This is a genomic window from Actinophytocola sp., from assembly GCF_045807065.1.
Lineage (GTDB): Bacteria > Actinomycetota > Actinomycetes > Mycobacteriales > Pseudonocardiaceae > Actinophytocola.
Map to the genome: position 1 here is coordinate 1 of NZ_JBJMIE010000322.1, position 16,442 is coordinate 16,442.

15 protein-coding genes are annotated in these 16,442 nt (G+C 69.5%); 9 read left to right on the forward strand and 6 right to left on the reverse strand.

Annotation, left to right across the window (positions count from 1 at the left end; translation table 11 throughout):
- Positions 1-131: 131 nt before the first annotated feature.
- Positions 132-1,133: a diacylglycerol/lipid kinase family protein gene (locus tag ACJ73U_RS18630; protein ID WP_407778917.1), complete on the forward strand. Its 1,002-nt coding sequence runs from the start codon at positions 132-134 to the stop codon at positions 1,131-1,133.
- Between the two features lie 57 nt (positions 1,134-1,190).
- On the opposite strand, the gene ACJ73U_RS18635 is transcribed toward ACJ73U_RS18630, so the two are convergent.
- The 3 genes from ACJ73U_RS18635 to ACJ73U_RS18645 all read right to left on the reverse strand — a co-directional run bounded on the left by ACJ73U_RS18635 (position 1,191) and on the right by ACJ73U_RS18645 (position 3,704).
- Positions 1,191-2,096, reverse strand: a complete 906-nt coding sequence (locus tag ACJ73U_RS18635; protein ID WP_407778918.1) for an FG-GAP repeat domain-containing protein — start codon at positions 2,094-2,096, stop codon at positions 1,191-1,193.
- Positions 2,097-2,208: 112 nt separating this feature from the next.
- Positions 2,209-2,529: a hypothetical protein gene (locus tag ACJ73U_RS18640; RefSeq protein WP_407778919.1), complete on the reverse strand. Its 321-nt coding sequence runs from the start codon at positions 2,527-2,529 to the stop codon at positions 2,209-2,211.
- A 194-nt stretch (positions 2,530-2,723) separates the two neighbouring features.
- Positions 2,724-3,704, reverse strand: coding sequence for a GlxA family transcriptional regulator (locus ACJ73U_RS18645; protein WP_407778920.1), 981 nt, complete (start codon positions 3,702-3,704; stop codon positions 2,724-2,726).
- Between the two features lie 86 nt (positions 3,705-3,790).
- Between ACJ73U_RS18645 and ACJ73U_RS18650 the strand changes: the two genes are divergently transcribed.
- Positions 3,791-3,949, forward strand: a complete 159-nt coding sequence (locus ACJ73U_RS18650; RefSeq protein ID WP_407778921.1) for a hypothetical protein — start codon at positions 3,791-3,793, stop codon at positions 3,947-3,949.
- 92 nt (positions 3,950-4,041) lie between these two features.
- Here the strand turns inward: ACJ73U_RS18650 and ACJ73U_RS18655 are convergent, their stop codons facing one another.
- Positions 4,042-4,827 (reverse strand): endonuclease domain-containing protein, encoded by a 786-nt coding sequence (locus ACJ73U_RS18655; protein WP_407778922.1) that lies wholly within the window; start codon positions 4,825-4,827, stop codon positions 4,042-4,044.
- A 378-nt stretch (positions 4,828-5,205) separates the two neighbouring features.
- Between ACJ73U_RS18655 and ACJ73U_RS18660 the strand changes: the two genes are divergently transcribed.
- From ACJ73U_RS18660 to ACJ73U_RS18685, 6 genes are all read left to right on the forward strand, one after another.
- A complete protein-coding gene (locus ACJ73U_RS18660; RefSeq protein WP_407778923.1) occupies positions 5,206-6,066 on the forward strand; it encodes an SDR family oxidoreductase in 861 nt (286 codons plus the stop codon).
- On the forward strand, positions 6,063-7,607 hold the full coding sequence (locus ACJ73U_RS18665) for a succinic semialdehyde dehydrogenase (RefSeq protein WP_407778924.1): 1,545 nt from the start codon (positions 6,063-6,065) through the stop codon (positions 7,605-7,607). The genes ACJ73U_RS18660 and ACJ73U_RS18665 overlap by 4 nt, the downstream gene beginning before the upstream one ends.
- 284 nt (positions 7,608-7,891) lie before the next feature.
- Entirely contained in the window at positions 7,892-9,538 is a 1,647-nt protein-coding gene (locus tag ACJ73U_RS18670; protein WP_407778925.1) for a M14 family metallopeptidase, read from the forward strand.
- Positions 9,539-9,607: 69 nt separating this feature from the next.
- Positions 9,608-10,753 (forward strand): trypsin-like serine protease, encoded by a 1,146-nt coding sequence (locus tag ACJ73U_RS18675; protein ID WP_407778926.1) that lies wholly within the window; start codon positions 9,608-9,610, stop codon positions 10,751-10,753.
- 150 nt (positions 10,754-10,903) lie between these two features.
- Positions 10,904-12,691 carry an AMP-dependent synthetase/ligase gene (locus ACJ73U_RS18680; protein WP_407778927.1) on the forward strand — a complete coding sequence of 596 codons (1,788 nt, stop codon included), beginning with the start codon at positions 10,904-10,906 and terminating at the stop codon, positions 12,689-12,691.
- 80 nt (positions 12,692-12,771) lie between these two features.
- A complete protein-coding gene (locus tag ACJ73U_RS18685) occupies positions 12,772-14,457 on the forward strand; it encodes a substrate-binding and VWA domain-containing protein (RefSeq protein ID WP_407778928.1) in 1,686 nt (561 codons plus the stop codon).
- 22 nt (positions 14,458-14,479) lie between these two features.
- Here ACJ73U_RS18685 and ACJ73U_RS18690 read toward each other — a convergent pair whose 3' ends face one another.
- Positions 14,480-14,896: a hypothetical protein gene (locus ACJ73U_RS18690; RefSeq protein ID WP_407778929.1), complete on the reverse strand. Its 417-nt coding sequence runs from the start codon at positions 14,894-14,896 to the stop codon at positions 14,480-14,482.
- Positions 14,893-15,507 (reverse strand): DUF433 domain-containing protein, encoded by a 615-nt coding sequence (locus ACJ73U_RS18695; protein WP_407778930.1) that lies wholly within the window; start codon positions 15,505-15,507, stop codon positions 14,893-14,895. The genes ACJ73U_RS18690 and ACJ73U_RS18695 overlap by 4 nt, the downstream gene beginning before the upstream one ends.
- A gap of 234 nt (positions 15,508-15,741) precedes the next feature.
- Between ACJ73U_RS18695 and ACJ73U_RS18700 the strand changes: the two genes are divergently transcribed.
- The coding region (locus ACJ73U_RS18700; RefSeq protein ID WP_407778931.1) for a 4'-phosphopantetheinyl transferase family protein at positions 15,742-16,442 on the forward strand (701 nt) is incomplete at its 3' end.

Below are 16,442 nucleotides of genomic sequence, written 5' to 3' on the forward strand. Positions count from 1 at the left end.
AGGTCGGCGACACCGCGCGCACGTGGCTTCACCGAGGCGGTGATCGCGACCGCCATCGAGGTGGAGGGCCAGGAGTGGCCGGTGTGCACGGCCGACCTGCGCCTGCTGTACCAGGAGGAGGTGGCGCGGGGATGGGTGCCACTCGCGTCCTGATCATCGCCAACCCCGCGGCCGGCACGGTGACACCCGCGCTGGTCTGGGAGTTGGTGCGCGTGTGCCGCAGCGGAGTCCGCGATGTGTCGGTGCGGTGGACCACCGGCCCGGGAGAGGCGACGGGGATAGCGCGCAAGGCCGCGGAGTCCGCGCCGCCGAGCGTCGCGGAGCGGGCCCTGGCGTTGCCGACGGCGATGTCGGCCACGGTGTCGGCCGCGGCGCCGGCGCGTCGCACTGTGGTCGTGGCCGTCGGCGGCGACGGGACGGTCCGGGAGGTGGCCGCCGGGCTCGCCTCCGCGTGGCGTGGCGCCGGGCCCACACCTCTGTTGATCGTGCCGGCCGGCACCGCGAACTCCTGCTACCACACCCTTTTCGGCACCGCGCCCTGGCAGTCGGTGGTGTCGTCCGCGCTCCGCGAGCCGGTCGTGCGGTGGCTCGACCTCGCGCGGGTCGCCGGGCGGCTCGTGTTCGCGGGTGCCTCCGCCGGCATCTCGCCCCGCGCCATCCACGAGGCCCGCGCACTCACCTCGCACGTCGGCCCCAGCCGCTACCACGCGGCGCTGGTCGACCTCATCCCCCGCTACCGACCCTACCCCGGACGGGTCACCGTCGATGACCGCCTTATCCACAGTGGATCTACGCTGCTGGTCAATGTCGGCGGCAGCCGGTACCGCGGCGGTCATTTCGAGCTGCTCCCCCGCTCACTGCCCGACGACGGCCTGCTCGACGTCTGCGTCCTCGGCGGCGAACACTCGGTCGCCGAGATGATGGAACTGACCCGCACCGGGGCGCACCTGTCACGGCCCGGCGTCGTGTACGAGCGGGGCCGGCGGGTGCGGATCGAGCGCACCGACGGCCGGCCACTGTGGTTCGAGCACGACGGCGAGGTGCTGCCGCTCGGACCGACCGAGTACACGGTGGACGTAGTGCCGGCGGCGGTGCCGGCGCTGGCCACGCCGTCGCTGACGGCAGCCGCCTAGTACCGCGGCCCGGCGCTTTCCCCGTCCTGGCCGGAGAAAGCGCCGGGCCGCCAGTCATCAGCCGAAGTTGCCGGTGGCGACGGCCTTCCACTCGTTCGCGCAGCCGGGGCCGCACTTCCAGGACAGGCGCGGATCACCGGTCACGGTGCCGCTGCCGTCCAACGTCCACGTCGCGACGTCCCCCGTGGTGGCGTTGTGCCACACCACGTCGTTCTTGAAGTCGTTGTTGAAGTCGTTCACACCGACGATCTTCCACTGGTTCGCGCAGTCGGGCCCGCACTTCCAGGACAGCGTCAGGGCGCCGGTCACCGTCTGCTTGCCGTTGGTGAGCCACGCCGACACCTCACCGGTGGTGGCGTTGTGCCACAACAGGTCGTCGAGGTTGTCCTCGTTGAGGTCACCGGCGCCGACCACCTTCCACTGGTTGGCGCACTCGGGGCCGCACGGCCAGGACAGCGTGGGACTGCCGATGACGTGGCCGTTGCCGTCGAGCAACCACGTGCCGACCTCGCCGGTGGTCGCGTTGTGCCACACGATGTCCGACTTGTTGTCGGCGTTGAAGTCGCCGATGGCGACGGCCTTCCACTGGTTCGCGCAGCCGGGGCCGCACTTCCAGTCGAGGCTCAACGCCTTCGTGACGGTGCCCTTGCCGTCCAGGATCCACGCGGACAGCTCACCCGTCGTGGCGTTGTGCCACAGCACGTCCGAGGTGAAGTCGTTGTTGAAGTCGCCGCCGCCGACCACTCGCCACTGGTTCGCGCAGTCGGGCCCGCACTTCCACGACAGCCTGTTGTCCCCGAGCACCGTTCCGTGGCCGTCGGTGAGCCAGGCGCCCACGTCGCCGGTCCCCGGGTTGTGCCACAGCAGGTCCGCGTTGCCCGCGACGGCCTGGGCAGGTGCGACGGCGCATGCGAGTGCGGCCGCGGTCGCCGCGAGTACGGCACCGAGTTGTCTTCCTAGCATGGTTGATCCCCCTATGGACATCCGTTGGTGCGGTGTGATGCCCAAGGGTCGGTACCCACAAAGGACTCGTTACGCTATTCACCCGTCGCTCGATCAGGTGAAGTGACGAGTGCTATTCCAGCTCACCCGCGCGCGGCTTCCGGTCGTAGACGCAGGTGATGCGGCGCAACCGGCCGTCCTCGGCGAACAACGCGTAGTCGACGCCGGAGATGGTCGCCGAGCCGGCCGGGTCCAGCATCGCCCAGGTGAAGCGGGCACGCTCCCGGAGGGAGAAGATGTCGCTGGTGCGCAGGAAGATCCGGTTCGGGTACTTGTTCTGGATGCGCACGACGTTGTCGTTGATCGCGTCGCGGCCGGTGACGTCGGAGCTTTCGGCGACGTACCGGCCGTCCTCGGCCCACGCCTGCTCGATGAGTGCGAGCCTTCTGTCCATATCGGACTCGTTCCAGGTCGCGACGTACGCGTCGACCCGTTCCTCACGGGTTACCACCGCTCCGGCCTTTCCTCGGGGTTCGCCCCTCAGTTGTACCGGCCCGCGGTGGTTCGCCCAAGCTTCCCCGACCCGGCCTCGACCCGGTCGCTAGCGCGTCGCGCTGACGGGCACTTCGGTAATACCGACGCCCAGCACTAGGCCGTTCGCGAGCCGGTCGTCAGCTCGTGTGCGGCGCCGAAGGTGCGCCGGTAGTCCTTGGGTGGGACGCCGACGATCTTGTTGAAGTGGTGGCGCAGCAGGGCCGCCGAGCCGAAGCCGCACTCCTCGGCCACCTCATCCACGGACATCGGTGTGTCCTCCAGGAGCTGCCGCGCGTGCAGGACGCGTTGCATGGTCAGCCACTTGTTGGGCGTGGTCCCGGTCTCGGCCACGAAGCGGCGGGCGAAGGTGCGCTCGGACATGTTCGCGCGATGGGCCAGTTCGGCGACCGTGTGCTCGGTCTTCAGGTTGTCGACCAGCCAGGCCAGCAGCGGGGCGAGGCTGTCGGCGGTGCACTCGGGGATCGGCAGCTCGACGTACTGGCGCTGGCCGCCGTCCCGCTGCGGCGGCACGACCATGCGCCGCGCGATCGCGTTGGCCGCCGTGGAGCCCAGCTCCCGGCGCACGAGGTGCAGGCACGCGTCGATACCCGCGGCCGTGCCCGCGCTGGTGATGATGTTGCCGTCGTCGACGAACAGGACGTCCGGGTCGAGCAGGATCGTGGGGAAGCGTGCGAGCAGCTCGTCGCCGTGGCGCCAGTGGGTGGTGCAGTGCCGGCCGTCGAGCAGCCCGGCCGCGCCGAGGATGAAGGCGCCGCTGCACACGGACAGCAGCGTCGCGCCCCGGTCGGCGGCCTGCCGCAACGCGTCGAGCATGGCGGGCGGGTACTCGTCCCTGATGGTGGCCGCGGGCACGGCGACCAGGTCCGCACCCACGACGGCATCGAGCCCCAGCTCAGGCGTGAGCATCGCGCCCACACTGGTCCGCACGGGCTCACCGGCCCGCTCGCCGCACACGCGGAACTCGATCGGCGGCACCCCCTCCTCGGTCCGGTCGATCCCGAAGACCTCGCAGACCACCCCGAACTCGAAGGGCGCGACCCGGTCGATCACCACCGCGGCAACGGTCTTGAGCATGCCCCCAGAGTACGTGGCAGGATTTTGCCGCACAAGGGCGGTTCTGCCACTGTTGGCAGCAAAGCGACGAGCGCAAACTTAGTGCCATGGAACTCCTCATCACCGCCCTCATCGTCGGCCTCGTCATCTACGGCCTGGAGCGCAACAAGCCCCACCAGGTCACCCGCCCCCACCTGTACGGCAGCACGGACATCCAGGACCGCGACCAGGAACGCACATCAACGGACCTGCTCGGACGCGCCTGACCCGCGTGTCCCGCGTGACCCGCGTGTCCAACGCTCCCGCCCCGCGTGTCCAACCAAACCGACCGCTGAGTTCAACAAATCGTGACGACCTGCTATGCCGCGACCCGACGCCAGAACGCTCGCCGGATCGCGGCATGCAGTTCGGCCGGGTCCTTCAGATCCGCGGCGGTGGCACGGATGACGGTCCAGCCCAGTCTGCGTAGATCGTTCTCCCGCGCCGCGTCCCGGAGACCGCGGCCCACGTGCGCGGCGAACCCGTCGTACTCCAGGGCTACCCGCAGCTCCTCCCAGGCGAAGTCGAGCCGGTACAGCACATGTCCGTCCACGTCCGTCACCGGCACCTGCTGGGCCGGAATGGGCAGCCCGGCGTCGAACAATCCCAGCAGAAGCCAGCTTTCCGCGGGCGACTCGGACAGGCCTGTGGCGAGGTTGAGCAGCACCTCCGCACGCCGACGCCCACGACTGTCTCGCCTCGCCCCGATGCGGTGAGCGACCTCGGCCCGGAACTCGTTCCGCGCTTGGGGCGCGGCGAGCGCGAGGGCTTGGTCCATGCACGCCAACGCGGTCGCGCGGGACGCTCTGCACAGCAGCTCGGTGAGCACGCACTCGAGCGCGTAGACCCGCAGCCCGTCCACGGTCACCACGTCGGTCTCGTCGTAGTGACCGTGGTGAACGGCGATGTCGGGAGTAGATCGAAGTGGCCGGTCGTAAGGGACCAGCACGTGCACCCGTCCCGAGTCGGCTGCCGTGCAGCCGAACAGAACCGCGGCGGTGTGGCTGGTGAGGACCGCGCGGTCACCGGCCATCAGCAGGGCGGCGGCCGCCCGGGTACGCAGCTCGAGTTGGCGATCTCGTTCGACCAGTACATCTCGCGTCACCGTCGCCAGACGCCCCGCTCGTAACAACGCGCGAACACGACGAGGGCCCAGCTCACGTTGCAGTGTGGCGCGCCGGTGGGCACCGTGCAGACCAGGTGGCAGTTCGATCACGCCATGACTGTGCCCGTTCCGGCCCGGACAAGCTGCGATCAGTGACCTGACTGTGGACAACCCGGTGAGCTGTGGACAACTCGCCTTCTCCACACCGCGTCAACTTGACACCAGGCTCTGCTGCCTTTTCGCGTTTTGTTGAACTCACGTGCTCTCCGCGTTGGACACGCGGGGTCTGGGTGTTGGACACGCGGGGTTGCGTGGGGGGTGTGGGGCTGGGATGCTCGGCGAAACATTCCAGCTGGATTGTATGTGCGGGGAGTCGTAATGGCGCGGCGAGCACGGTCGTTGAGCGGCAAGGTCGTTGTCATCACCGGTGGGGCCCGGGGGATCGGGGCTGCCACCGCGATGGCACTCGCCGGGCTTGGGGCCGCCGTCGCCATCGGGGATCTCGATCTCGACCTGGCCAAGGGGACGGCCGAGGAGATCGACGCGCTCGCCCTGCCCCTGGACGTGACCGACCGCGGGGGGTTCACGCGGTTCCTCGATGATGTCGAGAAGCAGTTGGGGCCCATCGACGTGCTCATCAACAACGCCGGGATCATGTCGCTCGGCCCGTTCGAGGACGAGGACGACCGGACCACCGCGCACCAGCTGGCCATCAACCTGCACGCGGTGATCCACGGGACGCGCGAGGCCGTCAGGCGCATGCGGCCGCGCGGAACAGGGCACATCGTCAACATCGCGTCGGCCGCCGGGAAGGCCGGTTTCCCGGGCGGCGCCACCTACTGCGCCACCAAGCACGGGGTCGTCGGGCTGTCCGAGGCCGTCCGCAACGAGCTGCGGGGGTCCGGCGTCGAGATCTCCGTCGTCATGCCGGCCGTGGTGCGGACCGAGCTGGCGGCGGGGCTCACCGAGTCGCGGTTCATCAAGCCGGTCGAGGCGTCCGACGTCGCGGACGCGATCGTGAAGACCTTGCGGCAGCCGAAGTTCGACGTGTTCGTGCCGCGGTCGCTCGACGCGACGTTCCGCTTCACGCGGTTGCTGCCCCGGCCCGCCGCCGAGTGGGTGGCGCGTACGTTCAAGAGCGACCAGGTGCTCTTCGGCGCGTCGCCGGAGGCACGCAGGGAGTACGAGGCCCGCGCCGCGGCCAGCGCACCGGGTGCCGACCGGGAGAGCAACGCATGAGTCCGCTGACGGATTCCCTGCTGACAGCGCTGAAGGCCCGGGTGTGTTCGTCCACTTCGGACACCTACACGACCACCGAGGTGTTCACGGGTGGCGAGCTGGCGGCGCTGCCGCGGTCGTCGGTCGGCGATGTGCACACCGCCTACGAGCTGGCCCTGCGCGCGCAGCGGCAGTGGGCGGAGCGGCCACCGCGGGACCGGCTCGCGGTCTTCCACCGGTTCCACTCGCTCCTGCTCCGCGAACGGGAGACCGTCGCCGACCTGCTGCAGGCCGAGACCGGCAAGGCACGCCGGGACGCGGTCGAGGAGCTGAGCGAGCCGGCGCTGGTCACCAGCTACTACCTGCGGAAGGCGCCGGGGCTGCTGCGGCCGCGGAAGCGGGCCGCGCTGGTTCCCGGCGCGATCACGGTTCGTGAGCTGCGTCAGCCGAAAGGTGTCGTCGGCATCATCTCGCCGTGGAACTACCCGTTCGCGCTCTCGTTCGGGGACCTCATCCCGGCGCTCATCGCCGGCAACGGCGTGGTGCTCAAGCCGGACAGCCAGACGGCGCTGAGCCCGCTGTTCGGTGCCGAGCTGCTGTACCGGGCCGGGCTGCCCGACGGGTTGCTCCAGGTCGTGCTCGGCGACGGACCGACGATCGGCGGCGCGGTCGTCGACACGTGTGACTACATCGGGTTCACCGGCTCCTCACGAACGGGTGCGTTGATCGCCGCCCGCGCGGGTGAACGGCTCGTCGGGTGCTCGCTGGAGCTGGGCGGCAAGAACCCGATGATCGTGCTGGACGACGCGGACATCGCGGCCACGGCCCGCTCCGCCGTGCGCGGGTGCTTCGCCAACTCCGGGCAGCTCTGCCTGAGCGTGGAACGCATCTACGTGCCGGACGCCATCTTCGACCGGTTCGCCGACGCCTTCGTCGCCGAGATCGGGAGGCTGCGGCAGGGCCCCGGCTACGGCTACGGTGCCGACCTCGGCTCGCTGACGTCGCGGCGCGCGCTGAAGACGGTGTCCGAGCACGTGGACGACGCGCGGGCGAAGGGCGCGACCGTGCTGGCCGGCGGGCGGCCGCGGCCGGACCTCGGCCCGTACTTCTACGAGCCGACGGTGCTCACGGACGTCACGCCGGACATGGTGTGCCACAGGGCGGAGACGTTCGGGCCGGTGGTGTCGCTGTACCCGTACCGCGACGAGGACGAGGCCGTGGCGCTGGCGAACGACACGGAGTTCGGTCTGAACGCGAGCGTGCAGGGCCGGGACCTGGCGCGGGCCGCGCGGGTGGCGGCGCGGATCCGCGCGGGCACGGCGAACGTCAACGACGGCTACGCGTCCGCGTTCGGCAGCACGGACGCGCCGATGGGTGGCATGGGCGCCTCCGGGCTGGGGCGGCGGCACGGCGCGGACGGCCTGCTGCGCTACACCGAGGTGCGAACCGTTGCGGTGAAACGGGTCGAGGTGCTGAACCCGCCGCGATGGCTGCCGCACGCGGTGTTCTCGCGGTTGCTGGCGACGTCGTTGCGCGTGCTGAAGGCACTGCGGCTGCGTTGAAGGCACTGCGGCTGCGCTGAACGGGCCTGGCCCGCGGCCCCCGAAACCAGCGTACGGCAGGGCACCGACAGTTCCGTCGGCCCGCGTGCCGAGCGTTTGTGAACAGGGCGTTTCGGACGGTCCTGTCTGTGAACTGGGAAGAAGTAGCGACCAGTCAGCCCCTTGTTAAGTGGACCTTTGGCAGGAACTATCGGCTATCGGGCGGAAACAGACCGTGAGGGCCGCCCGACAACTGAACACCAACCTCCAGCGCCGGCCACCCGGCGTCCCCTGCGGGAGGAAGCGTGAGACTCAGACGCCCGTCCACTGTGGTTGCGGCGCTGGCCGCCATGACCCTCGTCCTGTCCACGACCGGCAACGCGGTGTCCGACCCGCAAGGGCGCGCCTCCGCCGAGTACGTGGTCAGCGGCGTCAAGACCAACGCGGCCGTGAACGCGGTCGCCGCCACCGGTGCCGCCATCAACTCCGTCGAGGACGGAGTGCTCGACGTCACGGCCACGCCGGAGGAGATCGCGCGGATCGAGCGGCTGGGCTACCGCGCCGAGCGGCAGGACAGCATGCCGGCGGCGGAAGGCGCGACCCCGCTGGACTTCCCCAGCGCGGACTCGAACTACCACAACTACGCGGAGATGACGACCGCGATCAACCAGGCCGTCGCCGCGTACCCGAGCATCGCCAGCCAGCAGTCGATCGGCACCTCCTACGAGGGCCGGCAGATGGTCGCGATCAAGATCTCGGACAACGTGGGCACCGACGAGGACGAGCCCGAGGTCCTCTTCACCGCCCACCAGCACGCGCGTGAGCACCTCACCATCGAGATGGCGCTCTACCTGCTCAACGAGCTGACCACCAAGTACGGCACCGACAGCCACATCACCGACCTCGTCAACAGCCGTGAGATCTGGATCATCCCGGACCTCAACCCCGACGGCGGCGAGTTCGACATCCGCACCGGCTCCTACGCGGGCTGGCGCAAGAACCGGCAGCCGAACACCGGCAGCTCCGCCGTCGGCACCGACCTCAACCGGAACTGGCCGTACAAGTGGGGTTGCTGCGGCGGCTCGTCGAGCAGCCCGTCCAGCGAGACCTACCGCGGCCCGTCGGCGGGGAGCGCGCCCGAGGTCGCGAACGTCGTCAACTTCGTGAACTCGCGCCGGATCGGCGGCGTGCAGCAGATCAAGACGAACATCGACTTCCACACGTTCAGCGAGCTGGTCCTGTGGCCACTGGGCTACACCAACGCGGACACCAGCCCGGAGATGAGCCAGCAGCAGCACAACACGTTCGTGACTCTCGGTCAGCAGATGGCCGCCACGAACGGCTACACGCCCGAGCAGGACTCCGACCTGTACATCACGGACGGTTCGATCGACGACTACCTGTGGGGCACGCAGGGCGTCTACTCGTTCACGTTCGAGATGTACCCGTCGGACGGCGGCCTCGACGGCTTCTACCCGCCCGACGAGGTGATCAGCCGCGAGACCACCCGCAACCGTGCCGCCGTCCTCCTGCTGCTCGACTACTCCGACTGCCCGTCCCGCGTCATCGGCGTCACCTGTGACGGCTCCGAGCCGCCGCCGGCCGGGCCGACGTTCGAGAACACCGCCGACGTCGCCATCCCCGACGCGGGTGCGGCGGTGAACAGCCCGATCACGGTGACCGGCGTGTCCGGCAACGCGCCGTCGGACCTGCAGGTGTCGGTCGACATCCAGCACACCTACCGCGGTGACCTGCAGGTCGACCTGGTCGCCCCGGACGGCACCGCGTACCGGCTGAAGAGCACCTCCACCAGCGACTCCGCGGACAACGTGGTCGCGACCTACACGGTCAACGCCTCCAGCGAGGTCGCGAACGGCACCTGGCAGCTGCGGGTGCGCGACTACTACAGCGCCGACACGGGCTACATCAACTCCTGGAGCCTCACCTTCTAGAAACGGACGCCGTTCTCCGGAGCCCGATCTCGGAGAACGGCGTCCTTCGTACCGAAGAAAGGGATGTGGATGACGTCTTGGAGACGACGGCTGACGTTCACGGCGGTGAGCGTCCTGGCCGTTCTGGGGGCCGCGGCGGGGCAGGCAGTGGCCGAACCGCCGGCGACGAACGACGTGCAGCCGCAGGTCATCGGCGGCACGCCCGCCGCGCAGGGTGAGTTCCCGTGGATAGTCCGGCTGTCCATGGGCTGCGGCGGATCGATGATCACCCAGCAGATCGTCCTGACCGCGGCGCACTGCGTGCCCGCGACGGGACCCAACACCAGCATCACCGCCACCCTCGGGGTGGTGGACCTGCAGGACCCGAACCGGATCGTGGTCAACTCCGACTACGTGATCCGGGCACCCGGCGCCGGCGGGCCGCCCGGTGACGACTGGGCGCTGATCCGGCTCGCACGGTCGGTCGACGTGCCGACCGTGCCGCTCACCACCACCCCCGAGTTCGACAGCGGCACGTTCACGGTCGCCGGCTGGGGCGCGGCGTCCGAGGGCGGCGCGCAGGAGCGGTTCCTGCGGAAGGCCCAGGTGCCGTTCATCGACGACCAGCAGTGCATGAGCGCGGGCAGCGACTACTCCGACCTCGTGCCCGCCGAGGAGATCTGCGCCGGCAACTGGGACGCCGGCGGCGTGGACACCTGCCAGGGCGACTCCGGCGGCCCGCTGCTCAACAAGGACGCGGCCGGCAACTGGGTCCTGATCGGCACCACGAGCTGGGGCATCGGCTGCGCCCGCCCGCAGAACCCGGGCGTCTACATGCAGGCGAGCTACTTCTCGAACGCCATCCTGGCCGCGGCGGCGTCGCTCGGGCCCAGGTGCGAGCCGGCGACCAACACGACCGGACAGGCCATCCCGGACGAGGGCGAGATCACCAGCGCGGTGACCGTGGCCTGCGACGGCAACGCCTCCAGCCAGACCAAGGTGGAGGTGAACATCACCCACCCGTACCGGGGCGACCTGATCATCGACCTGATCGCGCCGGACGGCACGTCCTACCGGCTGAAGGGCGCGAAGGGTGACGACGGCGTGGACAACGTCAACGAGCAGTACACGGTCAACGCGTCGAGCGAGACCGCGAGCGGCACGTGGACGCTGCGGGTTCGCGACGTCTTCCACGGGGACACCGGCACCCTGAAGAACTGGAAGCTGACCGTTTAGTCCTGATCAGTCCGCTCGGCTGAGGGTCACCCACCGGACGCCCCGGGGGTGGCCCTCAGCCGCGTGCACAGGCAAGATGGCCGAGGTTACTGTGAGGTAGCGTCGCTGACGACGGACATGCGACGCACTTCGTATCTCGAGGAGCAGACCATGCGCGAACTCGCCGTCCCCCCGCTTGCCAGCGTGCCGGACAGCGGAGGCCTGGCCGACGTCGTGTACCTCAACGCCACGGAGGCACCCACCGACGTCGTGTTCCGCAGAAAGACCGGCGGCGCGTGGCGGGACGTGACGACCGAGCAGTTCCTGGGCGAGGTCGTCGGGGTCGCGAAGGGGCTGGTCGCGTCCGGCGTCGGCCCCGGCGACCGGGTCGGCATCCTGTCGGCGAACTGCTACGAGTGGACGCTGTTCGACTTCGCCATCTGGGTGGCGGGCGCGGCGTCCGTGCCGATCTACGTCACCTCCTCGGCGGAGCAGATCGAGTGGATCCTCTCCGACTCCGGCGCGGTGGCCGTGCTCACGGAGAACGCCCCGCTCACCGACTGCGTCGAGCAGGTCCGCGACAAGCTCACCGACCTCAAGCAGGTCTGGCGGATCGACGACAACGCGGTCGAGGCGCTGGTCGAGGCCGGCGGGGACGTCGCGGACGAGGTGATCGACGAGCGGCGGCGGAGTGTCGGGCCGGACGACCTCGCCACCCTGATCTACACGTCCGGCACCACCGGGCGGCCCAAGGGCGTGGTGCTCACCCACCGCAACCTGTACGCGGCCTGCCGCAACGCCGTCGAGTACCTGTCCGTGCTTTTCAAGGCGGACGAGGCGTCGACGCTGCTGTTCCTGCCGCTCGCACACGTGTTCGGCCGCATGGTCGAGGTCGCGGCGTTCATGGCCCGCGCGACGCTCGGCCACTGGGCGGACGTGAAGACGCTGACCGACAACCTGGCCGCGTTCAAGCCGACGTTCCTGCTGTCCGTGCCGTACGTGCTGGAGAAGGTCTACAACGGGGCGCGGCAGAAGGCGCACTCGGACGGCAAGGGCAGGATCTTCGACCTCGCCGCGGACACCGCGATCGCCTACAGCGAGGCCGACGGCAAGGCGGGCCTGGGCCTGCGGCTCAAGCACGCGCTGTTCGACCGGCTCGTGTACTCGAAGCTGCGGGCGGCGCTCGGCGGGCAGGTCAGGTACATGATCTCCGGCGGCGCCGCGCTCGGGCCGCGACTCACGCACTTCTTCCGCGGCGTCGGCGTCAACGTGTACGAGGGCTACGGGCTGACCGAGTCGTCGGCGGCCTCGGTGGTCAACACGCCGGACCAGTGGCGGCCGGGCACGGTCGGCAGGCCGCTGCCGGGCACGGCCGTGCGGATCGAGGAGGACGGCGAGATCCGGCTGCGCGGTGATGGGATCTTCACCCGGTACTGGCAGAACGAGACGGCGACGGCCGAGGCCATCGGCGACGGCGACTGGTTCGCGACCGGCGACCTCGGCGAGCTGGACGAGGACGGCTTCCTCAAGATCACCGGACGGAAGAAGGAGATCCTCGTCACCAGCGGCGGCAAGAACGTCGCGCCGTCGGTCATCGAGGACCGGATCGCCGCGCACCCCCTGGTCGGACAGGCCCTTGTGGTCGGTGACGGGCAGAAGTACATCGCCGCGCTGATCACGATCGACGCGGACTACTTCAGCTACTGGAAGTCCACCGCGGGCAAGGACGCGAACGCGACGGTGACCGACCTCGCCGAGGACCCCGACCTCACCGCCGAGATCCAGAAGGCCGTCGACGAGGGCAACCTCGCGGTGTCCAAGGCGGAGTCGGTGCGCAAGTTCAGAATTCTCGACACCGAGTTCAATCCGGAAAATGGTTACCTGACGCCGTCATTGAAGCTCAAGCGCGGCGTCATCATGAAGGACTTCGCGAGAGAGGTCGACGCCCTGTACTCCTGACCTCACGTAACCGCTTGAACTCCGGACCGTAATGGGTATGGTTCTCTCGCCTCACCCGCCAGTTTTGGAGGTTGACAGCCATGGGACGGCACTCCTCCGTGAAGTCACGTGGCAGGCGGGCGAGAACGCCGCTCATCGCGTTGTCGGCGTTGCTGGTGCTCGCGCTCATCGGCTGGTTCACCTACGACTTCCTGGCCGACAAGTTGCGAGCGTCCAGTTGCGACAGTACGACCGTGCTCAACGTGACGGCGTCGCCGGACATCGCGCCGGTGGTCCAGCGGACCGCGGCCGCCCTGTCCTCTGAGGACACCTGCTACGAGGTGCGGGTGTCCGATGAGGAGTCCGAGGACACGACCGAGTCGCTCGTGGTGTCCGACGGCAGCGAGCCGCCGGACGTGTGGATCCCGAACTCGACGATCTGGTTGCAGCGAGGGCAGGCGCGGGGCGCGTTCGACTCGCCCGTCACCGGGACGTCGATCGCCAGCTCGCCGGTGGTGCTCGCGCTGACGCAGGACGCCGCGGCGCAGCTCGGCTGGCCGGCGAAGCAGCTGACGTGGGCGGACGTGCTCAACTCGGCACTGAACATCGGCATGCCCGACCCGGCCCGCGAGCCCGTCGGCGTCTCGGTGCTGTTCGGGGTGCGCGACCTGACGAAGGCGGCCCCCGAGGCGAACGCGGCGGTGACGACCGAGCTGCGGCGGCTGTCGGCGAACACCCAGTCCTCCGTCGGCGACCTGTTCAACCTGCTGCCGGGCGGCGGGGAGGACGACGACCCGCTCGACGGGTTCCCGGTGTCGGAGAACGGGGTGCTGCGCAACAACGCGAAGCAGAGCACACCGCTCGTCGCGGTGTACGCGAACCCGGCGGTGCCCGCGCTGGACTACCCGTACACGATGCTGCCGGGCGCGCGCGGGAAGAAGCGGGAGGCCGCGGAGAAGTTCCTGACCGTGCTGATGCAGCAGAACACCGCCGACGCCCTCGCCGACGCGGGTTTCCGCACCCCGGACGGCGAGATGCTGCGCAAGCGCGGCACGTCCGAGCTGACCTCGGCGTCGAAGGTCACACCGGCGGAGATCCCCCAGGCGGCGGACGTCGACGACCTGCTGAACGTGTGGGCCGGGATCAACCTGAGCGGCCGCGTGCAGGTGCTGCTGGACGTGTCGGGCTCGATGGCCGAGCCGGTGCCGGGCACGAACACCAACCGCCTGACGCTGACGCTGCAGGCCGCCCAACGCGGCATCCACCTGATGAAACCGAGCACGAAGCTCGGCGTGTGGCTGTTCTCGACGAAGCTCGACGGCGACAAGGACTACCAGGAGTTACTACCCGTGCTGCCGATCAGCGAGCAGGCGCGGACCGGTGGTCTGGACAAGCTGAACACGGTGCGGGCGCTCCCGAACGGCGCGACGGGCCTGTACGACAGCGTGCTGGCGGCCTACCAGTCGGCGCGGCAGAACTACGAGCCGGGCCGCATCAACGTCGTGATCGTCCTGACCGACGGCAAGAACGAGGACCCGAAAAGCATCAGCCGCGACGCGCTGCTGTCGGAACTGGGGAAGCTGCAGGACCCGCGCCACCCCATCCTGATCGTCGGCATCGGCATCGGCCCGGACGTCGACGCGGGTGAACTGCAGGCCATCTCCGGCGCGACCGGCGGCCAGGCCTTCACCGCCGACGACCCCACCAAGATCGACCAGATCTTCTACGCGGCGCTGTCTCGGGTGCTCTGCCAACCCCCCGACTGCAAGCAGAAGGCGGGCAGCTGACCGGTCCTGGAACCAGTGAGGGCTACTGAACCAGCGGAACGGGCTTGACCCGCTGCTCGCGCTGGTGCGGCAGCGCACGAAACGTGAACGCGTGCTGACCCCCGGACAACAGCTCCGGCAGCACGATAGCGCGCCCGATGGTGATGGACGCGCAGTCCAACGAGATCCCCTTCAGCCCACCGACCTGCGCGTCCTTCGCGCCCAGCCAGTGCAGGCCACTGTCGATGAGCGCCTGCCGTTCGGCATGATCCGAGAGCTGGTTCCGGTCTCTCGTGATGATCGCATCGAACCTGCGGGTCGTGAGCTCGGCGAACAGCGGCACGTCGTCGACCGCGGTGAGCCCCTCGTCCCGCGCGCAACAGCAGGAATGCCCGTGCAGGAGGGCGGTCACCGGCGCCACCAGGCGAGGGCTGAGGTTGTTGTCCAGGAAGAACTTCACGCGGCCCGGCTCCGCACGGCCGAGTGGAAGTCGAGGGCGTCCCGCGCGGCCTCGGCGTCGACCTCCGGGTAGTAGTCGACGACCTGGTCCGGCGTCATGTCGCCGCCGGCAAGCAGGTTCGCGATCGTGTCGTAGGGGATCCGGGTGTCGGCGATCGTCGGCCAGCCGCCCATACGGCCGGCTCTGATCTCGAGGCGTTTCCTCGGCCGCAGGAAGTCGACGACCGCCTCGCCCCGGTTGGTCGTGAACGGCGCGAAGATCTCCGCGAGGCTGTGCATCTGGTACTGGCCGGGGCTCTGCACCAGGTCGATGGTGTTGCCGTCGTCGTCGGCGATGACGATCGTCTTGCCGTTCGTGCCGAACCGATACCTGGACGGGTGCTCGGTGAAGTCCAGCGCGGGCATGTTGGCGAAGGCTCGACGCACTTTCTGCAGCGACGCGGCCTCGCTCCTCAGCCGGACCACGGTCCGCAGGGTGAGGACGTCGCGGAACGAGTACAGCAGCCGCGGCTGGACCTGGGCCTCCGGCACGAGCAGGCCGGTGGAGTTCCACCGGCGCAGCTGCCGCACGGACGCTCCGGTCAGCGTGGAGGTCAGATCAGTGGGAAACATGTGCTCACCTCCTTTCCGCGGAACTCCGGCGCATCATCATCGCAGCTCACAGCACGAGACAGGCGGCGCGACACGAAACCACGCCGTTACTTTCAGTGGGCTGTTGCTCTACACACGGTAACAAGCGTGCCTATGACCGGATCAGCCGGACATGTGGGCGATGGGTGCTCGATTACCGGGAAGTAGCCCCTATACAAGGCCCATCCGAAGCGGTGTTGCGGCATGATTCAGTGCATGCGATGCGACGTGTGGTGGGCGCACCCGGCCGCGGAGACGCCCGGACTCTTCGGCCTGCTCGACGAGGTGGATCGCGGTCGCTTCGCGGGGTATCGGCGGGAGGCTGACAAGCTGCGGTTTCTCACCGGGCGGGCGTTGATCCGCGGGGTGGTGTCCGCCGAGTTGGGGGTCGCGCCCGGGGAGGTCGTGTTGGACAGCTCCTGCTTCGACTGTGGCAAGCCGCACGGGAAGCCGAAGGTTGTCGGGTCCGCGCTGGAGGTGTCGATCTCGCACTCCGGGGACTGGGTGGTGCTCGCGATGACCGACGGGGCGTCGGTCGGGGTGGACGTCGAGGAGGTGCGGGACGCGGAGGTCGACGGGCTGGCCGGGATCTGCTTCTCGCCGCCGGAGTTGGCGACGTTCAAGGGCGTGCCGGAGGAGGAGCGGCGGGGCGCGTTCTTCACGTACTGGGCCCGCAAGGAGGCCGTGCTGAAGGCCACCGGCAAGGGCATGTGGGTGCAGATGAGCAAGCTGACCCTGACCGCCCACGACGAGCCGCCGCGGGTGGTCGGGTCCGAGGCGGCCGAGGTGGACATCGACGCGGTGCGGATGGTGGACCTGGACCGGGGTGCGGGGTACCGGGCGTGCATGGCCGTGTTCACCGACTCCACGCCGAAGGTGGAGGAGCACGACGCGGCTCAGCTGCTCGCCGCGCTCGG

Bases quoted from the DNA above. Each gene is read 5' to 3' on its own strand.
- ACJ73U_RS18650 (WP_407778921.1), top strand. From the start codon at position 3,791: ATGGAACTCCTCATCACCGCCCTCATCGTCGGCCTCGTCATCTACGGC.
- ACJ73U_RS18645 (WP_407778920.1), bottom strand. From the start codon at position 3,704: ATGCTCAAGACCGTTGCCGCGGTGGTGATCGACCGGGTCGCGCCCTTC.
- ACJ73U_RS18640 (WP_407778919.1), bottom strand. From the start codon at position 2,529: ATGGACAGAAGGCTCGCACTCATCGAGCAGGCGTGGGCCGAGGACGGC.
- ACJ73U_RS18635 (WP_407778918.1), bottom strand. From the start codon at position 2,096: ATGCTAGGAAGACAACTCGGTGCCGTACTCGCGGCGACCGCGGCCGCA.
- ACJ73U_RS18665 (WP_407778924.1), top strand. From the start codon at position 6,063: ATGAGTCCGCTGACGGATTCCCTGCTGACAGCGCTGAAGGCCCGGGTG.
- ACJ73U_RS18630 (WP_407778917.1), top strand. From the start codon at position 132: ATGGGTGCCACTCGCGTCCTGATCATCGCCAACCCCGCGGCCGGCACG.
- ACJ73U_RS18695 (WP_407778930.1), bottom strand. From the start codon at position 15,507: ATGTTTCCCACTGATCTGACCTCCACGCTGACCGGAGCGTCCGTGCGG.
- ACJ73U_RS18680 (WP_407778927.1), top strand. From the start codon at position 10,904: ATGCGCGAACTCGCCGTCCCCCCGCTTGCCAGCGTGCCGGACAGCGGA.
- ACJ73U_RS18685 (WP_407778928.1), top strand. From the start codon at position 12,772: ATGGGACGGCACTCCTCCGTGAAGTCACGTGGCAGGCGGGCGAGAACG.
- ACJ73U_RS18675 (WP_407778926.1), top strand. From the start codon at position 9,608: ATGACGTCTTGGAGACGACGGCTGACGTTCACGGCGGTGAGCGTCCTG.
- ACJ73U_RS18660 (WP_407778923.1), top strand. From the start codon at position 5,206: ATGGCGCGGCGAGCACGGTCGTTGAGCGGCAAGGTCGTTGTCATCACC.